Raw genomic sequence first — 19835 nt, 5'->3', positions numbered from 1 at the left:
TTACGTGAGAGGAAGGTCGTCTACCACCGGCGCAGACGAGGAGGAAGGCGCGGCGGGCTCGAGCCCGTCGGCGCTGCCGCCGACCACCGGCACGATGAACTGCGCATAGGCATCGTCGTAGCCGCGGCGCACCAGTTCACCGAGGACGGCGTGGCGATCGGAACGGGCGTCGTGCACACCGGCCAGGTCGAACGGCCCGAGCGGATTGTGCACGGGCTGTACGTGGTAGACGCTGGTGAAGCGATCGAAGAACGCCGTGGAGGCGTCGCGCACGCTCGCACTCTCGTGTCCGGCGATCGCCTGCCCGAGCCAGGCCCGCGGGTCGGCCCGGCGCGAGGCCAGCCCGTGTGGGCCCGACAGCGGCGATGCCGCGCTCACGAGGATGACCTGCTCGGCGCCCGCGGCCGAGACCTCTTCGAGCAGGCGAACGAGGGCCTCGGGCCGATCTGCCACCAGATGGGTCTCGCCACGCCAGGCCCCCTCGAGCGGGAACGTGATCGGGTGCGGTTCGGCGGCCAGCGGCACGGCGAGGGCGGCACTGAGGCCGTCCATGGCCAGATCGCGCCCCGGCCCCAGCAGGTCGATGACCTCGCTCGCCCGCACGCCATCGGCGTCCTCGGCGAAGAAGCGACGACGCCAGGTGTCCTGGAGGGCGGCGAAGACGAGATCGCGTCGGGTGTCGAGGTCGTGGACGACGAACAGCAACTCGGCCGACCCGGGCTGGCCGAGCCCATCGCCGATCATCTCGACGAATCGCCGACTCAACTCGTGTCGGTCGGCGCTGCGCCCGCCTCCGGAGGCCGGACCGCTCCACAGGGCCTGCGCGAAGTGCCTGACAGCCGGCTGCGCATCCAGGGGGGACCCGAGCGCGATCCACCACGGGCGTCCTTCGACGCGACGGCGGCCACGACTGCGCACGCGCAGGACGTACTCGCCAGCCAGGAACAGCGCGGCGCCGAGCAGCGACAGCACCGCGACGCGCGGGATGACCTGCGCGAACAGCGTGTGGTTGAAGGTCGCCGCGATCGTCTCGACGAAGAGGCCGGCGACACGCCCGTCACGGTCGAGGCCGCTCAGCTGGACGATGTAGGCCAGGGGATACAGCAGCGCGGCGATCACCTGCACCAGCACGGGGATGGCGAGCACGAAGAACGACAGGCTCAGCGCCCACCCGACGACTCGCCACGGCAGGCGCCAGCCGTAGAGACGCGACGCGCGCGGTCCGCTCCAGGCCCCGGAGGGCTGCCAGAGCCGAGTGCCGCCGTCGAGCGCGGCGAGCATCGCACTGGCCACGCCCATGCCACGCCCCGCCACGAGATCGACCTTGACGCCCGCCTCGGCGAGCGCCTTCATCACGCCGGCGTGATAGGCCCCGGCGCTGCCCGTGCCCGTGAAGACGAGCGCGGTGCGCAGCCGGGGCGCATACGGCGTGCCTGGAGCAGCGTCACCGTGCGGGGCGGCGCTAGTCGTGAATGGTGACGAGTTTGATGAGCTCGAAGGAGCGCTGGCCATTGGGGGTGGGCACCGTGACCTCGTCGCCCTCTTCCTTGCCGAGCAGCGCACGGCCGATCGGAGACGCCGTCGAGATCATGCCCTTGGCCGCGTCGGCGTCCTCGGGCATGACGAGCTGATAGACGACGGTCTCGCCGTCCTCGCGCAGGGTCACCGTGGACCCGAACGCGACCTTGCCCGTCGGGATCTTGTCGAGGTTGATCAACGAGATGTCGGCCATGCGCTTCTTGAGCATGCCGATGCGGGCCTGGAGGAAGGTCTGCCGTTCCTTCGCGGCCTGGTACTCCGCATTCTCGCGCAGGTCGCCGAGCTCACGCGCACGCTGGATCTCCTTGGGGAGCTCCGTCTTGAGCTCGCGATCCAGGGCGGAGATCTCGTCTTCGAACTTCCTGAGCAGCTGCGCTTTGACTTCTAGCACGTATGTCGTTCCCGGCGATGGCACGGCGGGATATCGCAAGCGCACCATGCACTTGCGAGTCCGCGTCTGTTGGGCCAACGACGCGGAAATCTTACCATAGGGGTGCACGGCGGACTGCCCGCCTCCGCCATGACCGATCCCACACTCACCAGTCGTCGTCATCCTCTCGTCGCGCGCTGCCGCGACGCCGCCGACGGTCATGCCGATGAGGTCCTCCTCGAAGGACCGCATCTGGTGGCCGACGCCCTCCATGCCGGGGTGGCCATCGCCGTCGTCCTCGTCGCGGAAGGCGCCGACGCGCGTCCGGACGTCGCCGCCATCGTGCAGGACGTCCGCCGACGGGGGCATCTCATCCAGCGCGTCACCCTCGGCGTGCTCGATGCCGCGAGTCCGACCCGCACGCCGGTGGGCATCGTGGCGCTCGCGTCCGTGCCCCTGCGTGACCCGGCGGCGTTGCTGCACCCTGCCCCCGCGCTCGTCACGGTCGCGATCGGCATCCAGGACCCCGGCAATGTCGGCACGCTCATCAGGAGCAGCGAGGCCGCGGGGGCCACGGGGTTCCTCGCGACCGGCGGCACCGCCCACCCGCTCGGCTGGAAGGCGCTGCGCGGCGCAATGGGCAGTTCGCTCCGTCTCCCCGTCGCGCGCGTGGCCGAGACGATGACGGCGCTCGAGGCGCTGCACCACGCCGGCCTGCGGCTCGTCGCCCTGGCTGCCGCTGGCGAGGTCGACCTGCACACCGCCGACCTCGGGGGGCCGCTCGCCGTCTGCGCCGGCGCCGAGGGCGCCGGTCTGCCCGAGGCCGTGCTGGCGATGGCCGACGTCCGGCTGCGCATCCCGATGCACCCGCCGGTCGAGTCGCTCAACGTCGGCGTGGCGACCAGCCTGGTGCTGTTCGAAATCGCGCGACAACGCCGCGCCGCGGCCACGGGCGACGCTGTGGGTAGGGGCGACGCTGTGGGTAGGGCCGGCTCTCCGAGCCGGCCGTCAGGGGAACCCCGGTCATGAGCGAACCGAGCCTGTTCCCGAGCAGCGGCGATCGCCACGACGCGGGCCCGCGCCCCACCGGGCACGTGCCGCTGGCCGACCGCATGCGTCCGCGCACCATCGACGAGATCGTCGGCCAGGAGGCGCTGCTCGCCCCCGGGCGGCCGTTGCGCGAAGCCATCGATCGCGACGTCCTCCAGTCGGTGATCCTGTGGGGACCGCCGGGCACGGGCAAGACCACCCTGGCACGCGCCATCGCCAATGCGACAGCGGCGCGTTACGTGTCGTTCAGCGCCGTGCTGTCGGGCGTCAAGGACGTCAAGCAGGTGATGACCGATGCCGCACTGGCCCGTCAGCGCGACGGCGCTCGCACAGTGGTGTTCGTCGACGAAATCCACCGGTTCAACCGGGCCCAGCAGGACGCCTTCCTCCCCCACGTCGAAGCCGGCGACATCGTCCTCGTCGGGGCCACCACGGAGAATCCCTCGTTCGAGGTCAATGCCGCGCTGCTGTCGCGGTCCAAGGTCTTCGTGCTGGCGTCGCTCACGCCCGAGGCCATCGCCACCATCCTCGAGCGGGCCCTGACCGACGCCGAGCGCGGGCTCGGCGCGGGCGACGTGCAGGTCGAGGACGGGGTGCTCCGCGCCATCGCCGTCCATGCCAACGGCGACGCGCGCAGCGCCCTCAACCTGCTCGAACTGGCGGTCAGCGTGGTACCCGACGCCGCCCCGCGTCTGTTGACCCGCGAGCACCTGTCCCCGCTGGTCGCTCGCCGCACGCTGCGGTACGACAAGGGCGGCGAGGAGCACTTCAACCTCATCTCGGCCCTGCACAAGTCGCTGCGCAACAGCGATCCCGATGCCGCCGTCTACTGGCTCGCCCGCATGCTGGAATCGGGCGAGGACCTGATGTACGTGGCGCGCCGGCTCGTCCGCTTCGCGTCGGAGGACATCGGCAACGCCGACCCGCAGGCCCTGCCCCTCGCCATCGCCGCGCAGCAGGCGGCACACCTGCTCGGCCTGCCCGAGGCCAACACGGCCCTGTCGCAAGCGGCGCTGTACCTGGCCACCGCGCCGAAGAGCAACGCCGTGTACGTCGCCTACAACGAGGCGGCCGACGCCGCCAGGCGCGACGAAGCCGAACCAGTGCCGCTGCACCTGCGCAATGCGCCGACGCGGCTGATGAAGCAGCTCGACTACAGCAAGGGCTACGAGTACGCCCACGATGCGGCCGACGCCGTGACCGGCATGGACTGCCTGCCGCCGGCGCTGCAGGGGCGGCAGTTCTACCGCCCGACCGACCGCGGCTTCGAGAAGGAGATCGCGCGGCGGCTGGAAGGCTGGCGCGAGATCAAGAAGAAGCGTCGAACACCGAACGCCGAACGATGAGGCGGGAGTCGGGAGGCGGGGCGTTCCGTCGTCGTCGCCAGTCGTAGCCGCCGGACTTGTCCGGCGGAGTCGGGGCGGGCCTCGCCGCTACACCCGTCCGGCCAGCACGGTGAGCGGCCAGTCGACATCGACCGGCCTGTCCGGATCGCCCCAGACCTCACGCAGCGCGCGTTCCACCGGGGCCACGGGGTCGCCGCCCTCCGCGGCCGCGAGACGCGCCGTCGCCGACCAGCTGCGCAGGAACCCGACGACCTGGAGCAGGGTCCACTGGCTGTGCATGTGGAAGTCGGGCGTGGCGAGACGTGCGAACGGAAACGTCAGGTCGCGGTAGCCGCTTTCGACGTGCACCCGTTCCGGCGGCCACCACGAGGCGCACGTCACGTAGTGATACTCGCGGACGATGGCCTCCGCCTCCTTCAGGCCGAGCGTGAAGGCCCCATACGTCCACGCGGCGATCACGCCACCGGGCCGCAGCACGCGCGCCACCTCGGCATGGAACGCCGGCAGCGGGAACCAGTGCAGCGCCTGTGCGACCGTGACCAGCGCGACGCTGGCCGCCGCGAGCCCCGACGCCTCGGCGGCGGCCTGCCGGTACTCCACGCGCGGATGCGGCTCCGCGTGCGCCAGTTGCCCGGCGCTGGCGTCGGTGGCCACCACACGTGCGAAGTGCGCGGCCAACGCCACCGACGCCTGACCGTTGCCTGCGCCGCAGTCCCACGCCAGGTCTGACGCCGGGGCCTGCGCCGCCACCCACGCGAACAGCTCGGGCGGATAGGTCGGGCGACTCTCGACGTACTGCCGCGAGACGCCCCCGAAGTGATCGGAGAAGGGATGGGTCACCTGGCCAGCATACCGGGCCGGCTATGATGCCCGCATGCGCCCCTCCGCCCTGCGCGCGTCCCCCACCGACGTGCTGCCCTGGCGTGCGCTGTTCCTGCACGAACTGCACGCGCAGTGCCGCTACGACGCCTGCCATCGACGTGGATGGGCCGATGCGTGGCTGCTCCACCTCGACGATCGCCCCGTCGGGTACGCGGCCGCAAAGGGCCTCGACGCCCTCACGGCCCGCGACGCCCTCTTCGAGTGGTACGTCGCGCCGCCGTGCCGTGACCACGTCATCCCTCTGGCCACCGCCCTCGTCGCGGCCTCCAGTGTCACCGCCGTCGAGTGCCAGACGAACGACCCGTGCCTCTTCCCGGTCGCGCAGGCCCTGGCACCGATGCGGCGTCCCACCACGGTGTTGTTCGAGGCGCCGGCGACGTCGCAGCCGCGCCGGTCGAGAGACACCCAGCTGCGGCTCCGCGGCGACGACCAGACGTTCCCCCATACCTTCGAGCCTGTCGGCGACCACGTGCTCGACATCGACGGCGACATCGTCGGCACAGGCGGGTGGCTGACCCACTACAACCCGCCCTTTGCCGACATCTACATGGAGGTCGCGCCGGCCCATCGGCGCAAGGGCTACGGCACCCGGCTGGTCGCCGGGCTCATCGAGGCCTGCTGGCTCGCAGGCCACATCCCGGCGGCGCGCTGCAGCATCGACCACGTCGCCTCGCGCGCGACGCTGCATGCCGCCGGCATGCGCGAAGTCGGGCAGGTGGTGGTCGGCACGATCGACACCTGACGCGCCCGTCCCGAGCATGCCCGGCGTCTGGAGCCGGCTGCTCCGTGCCCGGTGCCCGGTGCCCGACTCCCGGTTTCCGGTTCCCGGCTTCCGGCTTCCGGTTCCCGGTTCCCGGTTCCCCCTAGATCCGCTGGAAGCTCTTCTCGATCTCGCGACGCGTGATGCGCAGCATGACGGGACGCCCGTGCGGGCACACCGTCGAGTACGCCGTGGCGTGCAGTTCGTCGAGGATGAACTGCATCTTCTCGAGCGGCAGCGGATCGTTGGCCTTGACCGCGGCGTGACAGGCCATGGTCGCGGCGATGTGCTTGAGCACATCGTCGACGCGGCCGGCGCGGTCGAAGCCTTCGAGGTCCTGGCCGAGGGCGCGCAACGTCGGCTCGACGTCCTGCACGCCGATGAGCGACGGCATGGCGCTCACCCGCACCGACTTGCCGCCGAAGGGGGCGACCTCGAAACCGAGGCGTTCGAGATCGGCCATGTGAGCCTCGATGCCGGCGACCTGCGACGCGTCCAGCTCGAACACCAGCGGCGTCAGCATGCGCTGACTCTGCAGGCGCCCCGACGTCAGTCGCTCGTAGATGCGTTCGTACAGCACGCGCTCGTGCGCCACGTGCTGGTCGATGATGGCGATGCCGTCCTGATCCACCGCGAGGATGTACGTGTGCCGGAACTGGCCCAGCGGCTTCATCGGCAGGATCGCGTCGTCGGTCACCGGACGCGCCTGGCCGCCGAGGGCCGCGGCGACCTCCCACGCGGCCAGCGCCTCGTCGGCGTTGAGGACGCCTCCGCGAGGCGGCCCTCCCAACCCCGGCGGCCCCTCACCCGCTGACGATCCGACCAACTCGGCCCGTCCCGGCAGCTCGGGGGATGACGACGAGCCCACCGGACGCCACGAGGCCTGATGCAGTGAGGGGTCGGGACGCAGCACGCCGGGCAGCATCGGCATGGCAGGCAACGCGATGGGCGCCACCGGGGCCTGCAGGCGCAGTTCCGGTGAGGGCCCCGCGCCCAGCGCATCGCCCAGGGCGCGACGGAGCACCTCGTGGACGAGGCCCTGCTCGAGGAACCGGACCTCGGCCTTCGTCGGATGCACGTTGACGTCGACGCGTTCGGGCGGCATCTCGATGAACAGGTGCACTTCCGGGCTGCGTTCCTTGACCGTCGCCACCGCGTACGCGGCCTGGATCGCGTGGGCGATGGTCTTGTCGCGGACGATGCGCCCGTTGACGTAGATGTTCTGCGGCCCCCGGCGCGGCCCCTGCTCGGCCAGCGGCGCGATGTAGCCGTGCACACGCAGGCCGCCGCCCTCGCGGCGCACCTCCACGAGGTCCGGACGTGCCTGGTAGATCTGGTAGAAGCGCTCCGCGACCTCGCCGGCGGGCGGGCAGTCGAGCAGCTTGCGGCCGCCACTCGACAACTGGAAGCCGACGGTGGGGGCCCCGAGCGCCAGCTGCGTCATCAGCCGCGAGACCTGGGCCGCCTCCGCCGAATCCGCCTTGAGGAACTTGCGCCGGGCCGGCAGGTTGTAGAACAGATCGCGCACCTCGATCGTGGTGCCTTCGGGCGCGCCGATGTCGTGGATGCCGACCATCTCGCCGCCATCGATCCGCAGTTCGACACCGGTGAGCGAGCCTCGGGCGCGGGTGCGCAGCGAGAAACGCGACACCGACGCGATGCTGGGCAGGGCTTCGCCGCGGAAGCCCAGCGTGCGGATGCCGTCGAGGTCCGCCGCGACGCGAATCTTGCTCGTCGCGTGCCGGTGCACGGCCAGCCGCGCATCCTCCGGCGACATGCCCTCGCCATCGTCCTCGACGCGGATCAGCGCCCGGCCGCCCTGCTCGATGGCCACGGCCACGCGACGCGCCCCGGCGTCGAGCGCGTTCTCGACCAGTTCCTTGACGACCGAGGCGGGGCGTTCGACCACCTCGCCGGCGGCGATCTGGTTGGCCAGCGCCGCGGGCAGCACCTGGATCTTCACGTCAGAGCCAGCCCCGTCGCTTGAAGTACCAGATCATCACGGCGCTCATCGCGCCCATCATGATCACGATGTCCCAGAACTGGGCGCCGTCGCCGCCAGGCATCATCGGGATCTTGACGTTCATCCCGTACAGGCTGGTCAGCACCGTGAGCGGCATGAAGATCGTCGCAAACAGCGTCAGCATCTTCATGACTTCGTTCATGCGGTTGGACACGAACGACAGGTGGGCGTCGAGCACGCCGGTCACCCGATCGTGGAAGGTGTTGGCCTCGTCGGCCAGGCGCACGAGATGGTCGTGCACGTCGCGGAACTTGTAGCTCAGCGACTCGTCGACGATGGCGAACTCGCGACGCGCCAGTCGGGCGATGACGTCGCGCTGGGGCATGACGACGCGCCGCAGTGACCCGACGTCGCGCTTGATGGCGAGGATCTGCCGCACGACTTCCTCGTTGCTGGCGCTGAACACGGCGTCCTCGACATCGTCGAGCCGCTGCTCGAGTTCGCTGACCTCGGGCCGGTAGTTGTCGACCATCGTGTCGACGATGCGGTGCACGAGCGCCATCGGTCCGCCGCCGAGCACGAAGCCGTTGCGGGGACAGATACCCTGAATCGACGCGATGGAGCGCGACGTGCCGTTGTGCACCGTCACGAGGTAGTTGGGCCCGACGAAGAAGTCGATGTCGTGGGTCGAGAAGCCGCCCTGCTGCGTGGCGTTCCAGTCGATGCCGTGCAGGATGACGTACAGGTAGCCGTCGTACGGCTCGATCTTGGGATGGTGCGACGACCCGACGGCGTCCTCGACCGACAGCTCGTGGAAGCCGAACACGCCCGACAGGATGCGGCGCGTCTCGGCGGGGTCGACGTTGCCGAGGTCGGCCCAGAGGATGACACCGGAGTCGGGGGCCAGCCAGGCCGGATCGACCGCCTCGGCCAGACGAGTGTGCCCGTCCACGTGGACGAACACGGTCAGCACGTCCGACGTGCCGGACTGAGTCAGGGGGCCGAGTTCCATCGCGCCCTCAGCAAAGCAGGACTGCCGGGGGCAGGCAACAAAAAAGTGGGTAGGGCGAGTTCTCCGAACGCGTCGGAGACCACCACCCTACCCATGGGACTGACAGACGGCCGGCTCGGAGAGCCGGCCCTCCCCCACTACTTCTTCGCTGCGGCCAGCGCCGCCTGGGCCGCCGCCAGCCGCGCCACGGGGACGCGGAAGGGCGAGCAGCTGACGTAGTCGAGCCCGAGGGCGTCGCAGAACTTCACCGAGTCCGGCTCGCCGCCGTGCTCGCCGCAGATGCCGAGCTTGATGCCCGGGCGCGCCTGACGGCCCTTCTCCACGGCGATCCGCATCAGGGCGCCGACGCCCGACTGGTCGATGGTGGCAAAGGGGTTCTTCTTGACGATCTCGGTCTCCTCGTAGTGCGGGAGGAACGAGCCCGAGTCGTCACGCGACATGCCGAGCGTGGTCTGCGTGAGGTCGTTGGTGCCGAACGAGAAGAACTCGGCGGTCTGCGCGATCTCGTCGGCGGTCACGGCGCCACGCGGCACCTCGATCATGGTGCCGACGCTGTACTTGATCGTGGTCTTGCGCTCGGCCTGCACCTTGCGCGCGACCTCGTGGACGATCTCCACCTGCAGGTCGAGCTCCTTCTTGAAGCCGACCAGCGGGATCATGATCTCGGGGTGGGCCTTGTAGCCCTTCTTGTTGGCGTCGGCAGCCGCCTCGAACACGGCGCGGGCCTGCATCGCCGTGATCTCGGGGTAGCTGATGCCGAGACGGCAGCCGCGGAAGCCGAGCATCGGGTTGAACTCGTGCAGGTCGTGCACGCGCTGCTTGATCTTCTCCACCGAGATGCCGAGCTTCCGCGCCAGGTCCTTCTGCTGGTCGTCGGTGTTGGGCAGGAACTCGTGCAGCGGCGGATCGAGGAAGCGGATGGTGGCCGGGTAGCCCTTCAGCTCCTTGAAGATGCCGAAGAAGTCCTCGCGCTGGTACGGCAGCAGCTTGGCGAGGGCCTCCTCGCGGGCCGCGAGCGTGTCGGCGAGAATCATCTCGCGCATCGCGTCGATGCGGTCCCCTTCGAAGAACATGTGCTCGGTGCGGGTCAGGCCGATGCCCACCGCGCCGAACGCCAGGGCGTTGCGGACCTGCTCCGGCGTGTCGGCGTTGGTGCGCACGCTCATGCGCGTCGCCTCGCCACACCACTTCATCAGCTGGACGAAGTTCTTGAACGTGCGCCCCTTCTTCGACTCCGCGTCGTTCTCGACCAGCCCCTGGATGACTTCCGACGCGCCCGTCTCGATGTGGCCGGCGTAGACCTCACCCGCCGTGCCGTCGATCGACAGCCAGTCGCCTTCCTTGTACGTCACGCCGTTCACCGTCAGCGTGCGCTTGTGGTAGTCCACCTGCAGCGCCGCGGCGCCGCACACGCAGACCTTGCCCATCTGGCGCGCCACCAGGGCGGCGTGCGACGACACACCGCCGCGGGCCGTGAGGATGCCCTCGGCCGCGATCATGCCGCGCAGGTCCTCGGGGGACGTCTCGACGCGGACGAGCAGCACCTTCTTGCCCTTCGCGGCCGCTTCGACGGCGCGATCGGCGTTGAAGTACACCTCACCGGAGGCCGCACCCGGACCCGCGGGCAGGCCGCGCGCGATGACCTCCGCCTTCTTCACCGCGACGCGGTCGAAGATCGGCGCCAGCACCTGATCGAGCTGGTCGGCCGGGACGCGCATGACCGCCGTCTTCCAGTCGATGAGCCCTTCCTTCACCATCTCGGTGGCGATGCGCACCGCGGCCACGCCCGTGCGCTTGCCGTTGCGCGTCTGGAGCATGTAGACGGTGCCATCCTGGATGGTGAACTCGAAGTCCTGCATGTCCTTGAAGTGCGTCTCGAGCGTCTTGCGGATGCGATCGAGCTCCTTGTACGCCTTCGGCATCTGCTTGGAGAGCTCGACCACCGCCTCCGGCGTGCGCACGCCGGCGACCACGTCCTCGCCCTGCGCGTTGAGCAGGAACTCGCCGTAGAACACCTTCTCGCCCGTCGCCGGATCACGCGTGAACGCCACGCCCGACCCCGACTCCTCGCCGGTGTTGCCGAACACCATCGCCTGCACGTTGACGGCGGTGCCCCACTCGGCCGGGATGTTGTACTTGCGCCGGTACACGATGGCGCGGTCGTTCATCCACGAGCCGAACACGGCGCTCACGGCGCCGTCGAGCTGCTTCCACGGATCGGTCGGGAACGCCTTGCCCGTGCGCTCCTTCACCAGCGCCTTGAAGCGGGCGATGATGTTCTTCAGGTCGTCGGCCGTGAGCTTGTTGTCCTCGAGCTCGCCGTTGCCGTAGGTCTCGTGCTTGTAGTGCTCGAGCACGGTCTCGAACGGCTCGTGATCCTCACCGGCGCGCTTCTGCACCCCGAGCACCACGTCGCCGTACATCTGGATGAAGCGGCGATAGCAGTCCCACGCGAAGCGCGGGTTGTTGGTGGCGCGCTCGAGCGCGATCACCGTCTCGTCGTTGAGACCGAGGTTGAGAATCGTGTCCATCATGCCCGGCATCGAGTCGCGTGCACCCGATCGCACGGCCACCAGCAGCGGGAACTTCTTCGCGTCACCGAACTTGACGCCCATCACCTTCTCGATCTTCGCGATGCCGTTGCGGATCTGCGCGTCGAGCGCCGCCGGATAGGTGCGCTTGTTGGCGTAGTAGTACGTGCAGACCTCGGTCGAGATCGTGAAGCCGGCCGGCACCGGCAGGCCGATGCGCGCCATCTCGGCGAGGTTGGCGCCCTTGCCACCGAGCAGCGGCTTCATCGAGCCGTTGCCGTCGGCCTTGCCGGCGCCCCAGCTGTAGACGTACTTGTCCGCCTTGCCCGACGACGTGGCGCGGGCCGCGCTCGTGCGGGCGGGCGCTGCGGCCTTGCGCGGGACGGCCTTGCGGGCGGCCTTGCGGGCGGGGGTCGACTTGCGGGCGGCGGGACGCGCGGGCGTCGCGGAACGCTTGGCGGCGCGTGCTGCTTTCTTGGCCATGAACGGGATGACTCCTGGATGAACGTGGGTGAAGGCGGGACTCAGGCCTGTGGCCCCGCGATGGCAGAGAGATCGGCGATGTCGCGCACCGTATCGCGCAGGGCAGCCAGCAGCGACAGGCGGGCCTGGCGCAGGGCGGCATCGTCGACCATGACGAACACTTCGGTGAAGAACCGGTCCACGGCCGGCCGCAACGCGGCGACCTCCAGCAGGGCACGGGTGTAGTCGGCGTGTCCCACTGCCGCCGCAATGCTGGTCCGGCGCGCTTCGAGCGCGTCGGCCAGGGCCAGCTCGGCGGGTTCGACGAGGGCGGCCCGGACGGCCACGAGATCCCGGCTGCCGGGATCCGCGGCGGGCACGTCCTTGACGATGTTGGTGGCGCGCTTGAAGAGCACTGCCAGCGGCTCGAAGTCGGCCGACGGACGCACCGCACGCAGGGCCTCGAGGCGCTGCCGCACCGACAGCGGCGACAACCCCGCCAGCCCCAGCCCCTCGGGCAGGACGGCGGCGATCTCGTCGGCGCGGTAGCCCCGCTTCTCGAACAGGAACCGCAGGCGGTCGACGATGAAGGCCCCGAGCGCCGGCATCTTGGCGTCGATGTCCGGCACGCGCCCCTGCTCGGCATAGGCCCGCTGCGCCTCGGCCACGATGGCGTCCAGGGCCACGTGGCGGGTGACACCGCCGACCTCGGGGAGATCGACCAGCACCTTGACCAGGCCCTGCGCGGCACGGCGCAGGGCGAACGGGTCGCGGGTGCCCGTCGGCTGCTCACCAGCCGCGAAGAGCCCGACCAACGCATCGACGCGATCGGCGACCGAGACGGCCGCCCAGGTCAGGGCGACCTCGCCCAGCTGCGCCGCCGTCGGCACCTGCTGCGCCTCGACGCCCAGCGGCTGGTACTGGTAATAGATCGATTTCCAGACCCCCTCGCCGAGGCCGTCCTCGCGGGCGTAGATGCCACCCATCTGGCCCTGCAACTCGGTGAACTCGCGCACCATGTCGGTGGTCAGATCGGCCTTGGCGAGGCGGCCGGCGGTGCCGGCGTCCTCGGCCTGGGCCGGCGTGCCACCGAACGCCTCGGTGACGATCCAGCGCGCCAGCCGATCGAGCCGCTGCGCCTTGGCGGCGTAGCTGCCGAGGGCCTTGTGGAACAGCAGCGTGTCCAGCCGCGCCAGCTTGGCCTCGAGCGGGGCCCGACGGTCGGCGTCCCAGAAGAAGCGGGCGTCGCGCAGACGGGCGGTCAGCACCCGCTCGGCATTGATCGCAATCTTCTGCGGCTGCTCGACTTCGATGTTGGTGACGGCGAGGAAGGCCGGCAGCAGCTTCTGCTGTTCGTCCAGCACGGGGAAATAGTGCTGGTGATGAATCATCGTGGTGGTGAGGACCTCGTCGGGCAGCGCGAGGAACTCGGGTGGGAACACCCCGGCCACCACCGACGGGTACTCGACCAGATCCGCCACCTCGTGAAGCAGGCCGCCCTGCGACGACACGCGGCCCCCTAGTCGCCGGGCATGGGCGTCGAGTTCGCGCACCAGGCGGTCGTGCCGCTCGGAGTGCTCGAGCAGCACGAAGTGCTCGCCGAGCCGTTGCTTGTAGTCGCTGACGCTGCGCACCTTGACGGAGCGCCCCGGACGCCCGCTCATCGCGAGGAAGCGATGCCCGTAGGTCAGCGCGCCGGTCCGGACGTCCTGCACGAGGCTCGATTGCGCCCCGGGATTGCGCCGGATGACGAACGGCACCACGCGCCCGCCGAACAGGAACAGCATCCAGCGAATCGGCCGCCCGAAGGTGAACTCACCCTTGCCGTCGTCGAGCCACGCGTCCCAGCGCATCTGCTTGGGGAACGTCAGATCCCGCAGGGTGGCGCCGAGCACGTCTGGCAGCACGTCGACGGCGGCGCGGCCGCGGTCGCGCTTGAGCACCGAGAGGTACTCGCCCTTCGGGGTCGTCACGCGGGTCAGCTCGGAGACGATCGCGCCGTACTTGCGCGCGAAGCCGACGGCGGCCGGCGTCGGCGTGCCATCAGGCCCGAAGGCGGCGGAGACGGCCGGGCCACTGACGGGCTCCTCGAGGTCCGTCTGCCGTTCGGCGACGCGGGTCACATGGGCCGTCAGCCGGCGCGGGGTGGCGCTGCTCTCGACGGGCCCGTCGGTGCTGAGGCGGAAATCCTTCAGCCGCTGCCCGAGGCGCTGAGCGAGTTGCTCGGTCAGCGCCGGCAACCACGACGCAGGAAGTTCCTCGCAGCCGATCTCGAGCAGTAGTTCGCGGTCCATCCGTTGGTCGAATCCTCTCCTGGCCGGCCTAGGCGCTGGGCACGGGGGCGTCGACATCCGCCCCGGCGTACGCCCGGGCGATGGCCACGGCCAGTTGGCGGACGCGCAGGATGTACGCCGTCCGCTCGGTGACCCCGATGCCGCCACTGGCATCGAGGGTGTTGAACAGGTGCGAGCACTTCAGGCAGTGCTCGAGCGCCGGCAGCACGAGGCCGTCGCCAATCAGGCCCTGCGCCATCGCGTAATGCCGGTCGAACAGGTCGCGGTTGAAGGCGGCAAACGCCTCGCCGCCCATGCCCACCTGGCCGAACGCATACCGGGACTGCTCGACCTCGTCGCGGTGACGCACGTCACCGTACTTGACGCCCGGCGCCCACTCGAGGTCGTAGACGTTGGTGACCTTCTGCAGCACCATCGCCAGTCGCTCCAGCCCGTAGGTCAGTTCGGCCGCGATCGGCGACAGCTCGATGCCGCCCGCCTGCTGGAAGTAGGTGAACTGCGTGATCTCCAGGCCGTCGAACAGCACCTGCCAGCCGATGCCCCATGCCCCGAGCGTCGGCGACTCCCAGTTGTCTTCCTCGAACCGGATGTCGTGGGCCCGCGTGTCGATGCCGCAGGCCTCGAGGCTCTGGAGGTACAGGTACTGCACCTCGTCGGGCGCCGGCTTGAGGATCACCTGGAACTGATGGTGCTTGTACAGGCGGTTCGGGTTCTCGCCGAAGCGGCCGTCGGCGGGCCGCCGCGACGGCTGCACGTAGGCCACGTTCCAGTGCTGGGGGCCGAGCACCCGCAGGAAGGTCTCCGGGTTCATCGTCCCGGCGCCGACCTCGAGGTCGAGGGGTTGCTGCAGCAGGCAGCCCTGCGCGGCCCAGTACTGCGAGAGCTTGAAGATGAGGTCCTGAAAGGTCACGGATTGATCTCTCGCAGCACACGAGCCGCCCGCGGCTCGCGATCGAGGTGCCAGACGAGCAGCAGCCGATGGGCCGCCGCCAACTGCCCGAGCGCCTCGCTCGATACGTTCACACCACCAAGGGCCGCCGGCGCCACGTGCGCGGCCTCGGCCAGGAACTGCAGCGCCGCCGCGGGCACCGAGACGCCCTGCCCATGCGACGCACACTGTCGACACAGGAACCAGTGCGACCGGGGCTCGAGCACCGCCCCGCCCTGCAACGACGCCCCACACTGCGGGCAGGCGTGCGTCGAGGGGTACACCCCCTGCAGCCGCAGCAGCCAGTACTCGAAGTACCGCGCCAGCCGCTCGGCCCCAACCCCCACCCGCATCGCCTCCAGCACCGCGACCCCCAGCCGGTACAGCCGTTCCTGCGGGTCGTTGTCCGGCGCCCATTCATCCAGCAACTCCGCGAAGTAGCTCGCGTAGGTGCAGGCCTCGCCGCCAGCGGTCAGCGGCGACCCGAGCACGTCGGCGTCCTGCAGCCGCACCAGCTCGCGCTGCTCGCGTTCCTGGTACGCCATCCGCACGTGCGTGAGCGGTTCCAGCGCGCCGCCGAACCGCTTGCGCGACCGGGCGCCCCCCCTGGCCACGCCGCGTTTCTTGCCACGGTCGCGGGTGAGCATCACGACGATCAGATCGCTCTCCCCGAGCCGGTACGTCCGCAGCACGAGCGCCTCGCTGGAGTGCAGCGGCATGCGGACAGTCCCGTATTCTACCCCGCCCCGCCGAGATGCCTCAGCAGCACCGTCGCCAGACCGAGGAACGCGAAGAAGCCGAACATGTCGGTGAGCGGGGTGATGAAGGCCGACGAGGCCAGGGCAGGGTCGACCTTCAGGGCCCGCAAGCCGAGGGGCACCAGCGTCCCCGCGGTCGCCGCCACGAACATGTTCATGATCATCGCCAGGCCCAGAATCAGGCCCAGCCACGGGTTGCCCTGCACCAGCCACGCCGCCAGCGCCGCGACCACGCCGAGCCCCAGGCCGTTGCCCAGGCCCACCAGGATCTCCTTGAACAGCGCGCGCCGGGAGTTGGCCGGGTTCAGCTCGCCCAGGGCGATGCCACGAACGATCACCGTCAGCGTCTGCGTACCGGCATTGCCGCCCAGACCGGCCACGATCGGCATGAACACCGCCAGCGCGGTGACCTGCGAGATCGTCCCTTCGAACATCTTCACGACCGCAGCCGACCCGAACGCCGTCACCAGATTGACGTAGAGCCACGGCAGGCGCTTGCGCAGCGAACTGCCGGCCGGCGAGAACACGCTGTCGTCGGTCGACACGCCGGCCAGGCGATAGATGTCCTCGGTCGCCTCGTCCTTGATGACGTCGATCACGTCGTCGACCGTGATGACGCCGACCAGCTTGTTCTCGAGGTCCACGACCGGGATCGCCAGCAGGTTGTACGACGCCACCTGGCGCGCCACTTCCTCCTGATCGGTGTCCACCCGCACGCTGAGCAGGTCGCCGCCGGCGATGCGCTTGAGCGGCGTCTCCGGGGCCACCAGGAGCAGACGGCGCAGCGAGGTGACGCCCACCAGGTGGTTCCGCTCGTCGATGGTGTACAGGTAGAACACCATCTCGACGTCCCGCGCCGACTGCAGCTCGGTGATCGCCTCCCCCACCGTCAGCTCCTCGGACAGGGCGAAGACGTTGGGGTTCATGATGCGCCCGGCGGTGTACTCCGGGTACTCGAGGAGCTCCTCGACCTCGGTGTCCTGCTTGCCGCGCATCAGGTCGAGGACGCTGCGCGACAGCTCCTCCGGCAGGGCCTCGACGATGGCCGCCGCGTCGTCGGACTCCAGTTCCTGGACGTAGCGCGCGATTTCCTCGGCCGACCGCCCCTCGAGCAGGTGCGCCCCGACCTCGGGCCCGAGCTCGCTGAGGGCCTCCATCGCGTGCCGCGGACTGCGATCCAGCAGCACGTCGAACGCGGTCTGGCGCTCGCGCTCGTGCAGTTCGCCGAGCACCGCCGCCAGGTCGGCGGGATGCTGCTTCTGCAGCAGGTTGAGCAGATTGGCCGTCGCCCCGACGCGGATCAGCCGCTTCACCGAGGCCAGGATGACGTCGATTTTGCGCTGTGCCATGGGGGTCGGGCGCGCCCCGCGACGTCACCACGACGTCACGCGACACACAGATCGGGTCAAAGTACCATGCGGACGGCCTTGGTCAGGACGACTTCGCTGGTCGGCCGTCGGCCGTCGAGCATCAACGACGATGCTTCGGCAGACCCAGGTCGTCGAGCGTCCGCTCGTTCTCGCGCCAGTCCTCGCGCACTTTCACGTGCAGATCGAGGTAGACCCGCCGCTCGAAGAACTCCTCGATCTGCTTGCGGGCCGCCGTCCCGATCGTCTTGATCATCTCGCCAGCCCGGCCGATGATGATCGGCTTCTGGGACGGCTCCTCGACCAGGATGCTGCAGTAGATGGCGAGGGGCGCCTCCTCGTCCTCCGGTTCCTCGTAGCGATCGACGACCACCGCGGTGGTGAACGGCAGTTCGGCGCGGGTGTGCACCAGGACCTGCTCGCGCACCATCTCGGCGGCCAGCGACCGCGCCGACTGGTCCGTCAGGTAGTCGTCCGGATACAGCGGTGGCCCCTCCGGCAGATGCGACAGCAGCACCTGCTCGAGGGCCTCGACGTTGTCACCGGTGGCAGCCGACACCGGCACCACGTCGATGAAGGCATACCGGGCGCTGAACCACTCGATGAGGGGCAGGAGCTTGTGCTTCTTCAGCCGATCGATCTTGTTCAGCACCAGCACGACCGGCTTGGACAGCTGCGGCAGCAGGCCCAGCATGAAGTCGGTGCCGCGGCCGACGTCCTCGGACGCGTCCACCACCAGCGCCACGACATCGGCCTCGCGGGCCGCCCCGATGGCGGCGTCGACCATGCGGACGTTCATGCGGTGCATCGGCCGGTGGACGCCCGGCGTGTCGAGGAACAGGATCTGCCCGTCCGGCAGGCTCTTGGCCCCGAGAATCCGCGTCCGGGTGGTCTGCGGTTTGTCCGACACGATGGCCAGGTGCGCGCCGACCAGCCGGTTCAGCAGCGTGGACTTGCCCGCGTTGGGACGTCCGAGCAGCGAGACGAAGCCCGACCGCATGCCTACTCCTCCCCTTCCGCCGGCAGCCGGCGAACGCGCACCTTCAGCACGCGGCGGCGCTCGGCCTCGAGCACCTCGATGTCGAGCCCGTCCTCGATGATGTGCTCGCCCACGGCGGGCACCCGACCGAGGCGGCTCATGAGGTAGCCCCCGATGGTCTCGAAGCCTTCGCGCTCGATCTCGACGCCCAGCCGCTCGGTCAGTTCGTCGATGCCCACCTTGGCGCTGAACACCCAGGTGTCGTCCGGTTCCTCGACGATCGGCTCGGCCTCGACGTCGTACTCGTCGCGAATCTCGCCGACCAGTTCCTCGACGAGGTCCTCGACGGTGACCAGGCCCGCCGTCCCGCCGTACTCGTCGACGACGAGCGCGGTCTGCGTACGCGTGCGCTGCAGTTCCTTGAGCAGTTCCGGGGCGCGCTTGGTCGCCGGGACGACGTGCGCCGCCCGCACCAGCGCCGTGAAGGCCCCCTCGTCGGGATGCGTCGCGCCCTTCAGGAAGACGTCCTTCATGTGCACGAACCCGACGACGTCGTCGAGGCTCTCGCGATAGACGAGCAGGCGGGAGTACTCGGACTCGCGGAGGCGGGCCCGCAGGTCGCCGAGCGACGCATCAGCCCGGATGGCGACGATGTCGGGGCGGGGCGTCATGACCTCGCGGACGAGGCGATCCTGGAAGGCGACCAGCGATCGGAACAGCTCGCGCGCTTCTTCCTCGTCTTCTTCCGCGTCGGCCTCGTCCTCGGCCTGTGCCGTGGCCACGACCTCCTCGGTCTGCGGGTCGTCGTCGGCGCGGCGGTCGCTGCCGTTGACGCCGGCCATGAGGTGCGTGAACGGCGCGAAGGCCCGGGCGATCACGGCAAACGACGGCAGCAGGAGCGCCAGCACCTGCTGCGGGTTGCTGCGCACCAGCAGTTGCGGCAGCAGCAGGAAGCAGACGAAGACGAACGCGAGCATCGAGACCAGGAACAGCCAGATGCCGTGCTCGGAGCGCCCGACCCCCTCGACGTGCGCCAGCAATACCGCGACGATCACCGTGACGACGCCGAGCAGCACGCGGGCCGGAAAGAACAGGGCCGGCGGGTCCTCGAGGAACGTGCCGAGCAGGTCGCGCGATCCCGCGGCGCTCTCGGCCATCATGCGCAACGAGAAGCGCATGAGCGCGCTGAACGCCGCCAGGATCGTACCGAGATACACGGCCACGCACGCCAGCAGGAAGACGACCAACGGAATCACGCGCGGGTCTCCCGCTCGATCAGTCCCGACGTCAGGCCGCCCTTGCGCCGCAGGCGGGCTTCCGCCCGCCGCATCTGCCCCGTGTCGGTCTCGTGGTCGTACCCGAGCAGGTGCAACAGGCCATGCAGCGCCAGCACCTTCAGCTCGGTGCCATACGCGTGACGCGCGGCAACGGCCTGCCGGCGCGCCACGCCGGTGGCGATCACGATGTCACCGAGATGACGCACCTGGCCCCGCACGCGCGGGCCATCGTCGTCGGCCGGGAAGGAGAGGACGTCGGTGGCGTGGTCGACGCCGCGCCACTCGCGATTGAGCCGGCGCATGGCCGCATCCCCCGT

Annotated in this window: 16 protein-coding genes; 3 read left to right on the top strand and 13 right to left on the bottom strand. The window is 69.9% G+C overall.

Annotation, left to right across the window (positions count from 1 at the left end; all coding sequences use genetic code 11):
• Complete coding sequence (locus Q0C41_RS08720; RefSeq protein WP_291982893.1) at positions 1-1356, bottom strand: hypothetical protein; 1356 nt, start codon at positions 1354-1356, stop codon at positions 1-3.
• A 106-nt stretch (positions 1357-1462) separates the two neighbouring features.
• Positions 1463-2182, bottom strand: a complete 720-nt coding sequence (gene greA / locus Q0C41_RS08715; protein WP_291982891.1) for a transcription elongation factor GreA — start codon at positions 2180-2182, stop codon at positions 1463-1465.
• Here greA and Q0C41_RS08710 point away from each other — a divergent pair.
• On the top strand, positions 2165-2938 hold the full coding sequence (locus tag Q0C41_RS08710; protein WP_291982888.1) for an RNA methyltransferase: 774 nt from the start codon (positions 2165-2167) through the stop codon (positions 2936-2938). The genes greA and Q0C41_RS08710 overlap by 18 nt on opposite strands.
• An 83-nt stretch (positions 2939-3021) precedes the next feature.
• Positions 3022-4305, top strand: coding sequence for a replication-associated recombination protein A (locus Q0C41_RS08705; protein WP_367079185.1), 1284 nt, complete (start codon positions 3022-3024; stop codon positions 4303-4305).
• Between the two features lie 87 nt (positions 4306-4392).
• Here Q0C41_RS08705 and Q0C41_RS08700 read toward each other — a convergent pair whose 3' ends face one another.
• A complete protein-coding gene (locus Q0C41_RS08700) occupies positions 4393-5145 on the bottom strand; it encodes a class I SAM-dependent methyltransferase (protein ID WP_291982885.1) in 753 nt (250 codons plus the stop codon).
• Positions 5146-5179: 34 nt separating this feature from the next.
• Here Q0C41_RS08700 and Q0C41_RS08695 point away from each other — a divergent pair, with 34 nt between their 5' ends.
• Entirely contained in the window at positions 5180-5929 is a 750-nt protein-coding gene (locus Q0C41_RS08695) for a GNAT family N-acetyltransferase (RefSeq protein ID WP_291982883.1), read from the top strand.
• 121 nt (positions 5930-6050) lie between these two features.
• On the opposite strand, the gene mutL is transcribed toward Q0C41_RS08695, so the two are convergent.
• From mutL to ybeY, 10 genes are all read right to left on the bottom strand, one after another.
• The gene (mutL, locus tag Q0C41_RS08690) at positions 6051-7910 is read right to left on the bottom strand and encodes a DNA mismatch repair endonuclease MutL (protein ID WP_291982881.1); all 1860 of its coding nucleotides are present in this window, start codon (positions 7908-7910) and stop codon (positions 6051-6053) included.
• A 1-nt stretch (position 7911) separates the two neighbouring features.
• On the bottom strand, positions 7912-8922 hold the full coding sequence (locus Q0C41_RS08685; RefSeq protein ID WP_291982880.1) for a magnesium transporter CorA family protein: 1011 nt from the start codon (positions 8920-8922) through the stop codon (positions 7912-7914).
• Positions 8923-9059: 137 nt separating this feature from the next.
• Positions 9060-11936 (bottom strand): pyruvate, phosphate dikinase, encoded by a 2877-nt coding sequence (gene ppdK / locus Q0C41_RS08680; protein ID WP_291982879.1) that lies wholly within the window; start codon positions 11934-11936, stop codon positions 9060-9062.
• Between the two features lie 41 nt (positions 11937-11977).
• On the bottom strand, positions 11978-14209 hold the full coding sequence (gene glyS / locus Q0C41_RS08675) for a glycine--tRNA ligase subunit beta (protein ID WP_291982877.1): 2232 nt from the start codon (positions 14207-14209) through the stop codon (positions 11978-11980).
• A gap of 28 nt (positions 14210-14237) precedes the next feature.
• On the bottom strand, positions 14238-15119 hold the full coding sequence (locus tag Q0C41_RS08670; protein ID WP_291982875.1) for a glycine--tRNA ligase subunit alpha: 882 nt from the start codon (positions 15117-15119) through the stop codon (positions 14238-14240).
• Entirely contained in the window at positions 15116-15856 is a 741-nt protein-coding gene (gene recO, locus Q0C41_RS08665; RefSeq protein WP_291982873.1) for a DNA repair protein RecO, read from the bottom strand. Before recO ends, Q0C41_RS08670 begins: the two co-directional genes overlap by 4 nt.
• Positions 15857-15873: 17 nt before the next feature.
• Positions 15874-17244, bottom strand: coding sequence for a magnesium transporter (gene mgtE / locus Q0C41_RS08660; protein WP_291982871.1), 1371 nt, complete (start codon positions 17242-17244; stop codon positions 15874-15876).
• A gap of 121 nt (positions 17245-17365) precedes the next feature.
• A complete protein-coding gene (era, locus tag Q0C41_RS08655) occupies positions 17366-18262 on the bottom strand; it encodes a GTPase Era (protein WP_291982869.1) in 897 nt (298 codons plus the stop codon).
• 2 nt (positions 18263-18264) lie between these two features.
• On the bottom strand, positions 18265-19497 hold the full coding sequence (locus Q0C41_RS08650) for a hemolysin family protein (RefSeq protein WP_291982866.1): 1233 nt from the start codon (positions 19495-19497) through the stop codon (positions 18265-18267).
• Positions 19494-19835: rRNA maturation RNase YbeY (gene ybeY / locus Q0C41_RS08645; RefSeq protein WP_291982865.1), on the bottom strand; the 342-nt coding region annotated here is incomplete at its 5' end. The genes Q0C41_RS08650 and ybeY, both read right to left, overlap by 4 nt.

Origin of the sequence: Luteitalea sp. (assembly GCF_022842525.1) — a bacterium.
Classification (GTDB): domain Bacteria; phylum Acidobacteriota; class Vicinamibacteria; order Vicinamibacterales; family Vicinamibacteraceae; genus Luteitalea.
Note: the sequence above shows the minus strand (reverse complement) of the source record. Positions and strands in the feature narration are given on the sequence as shown.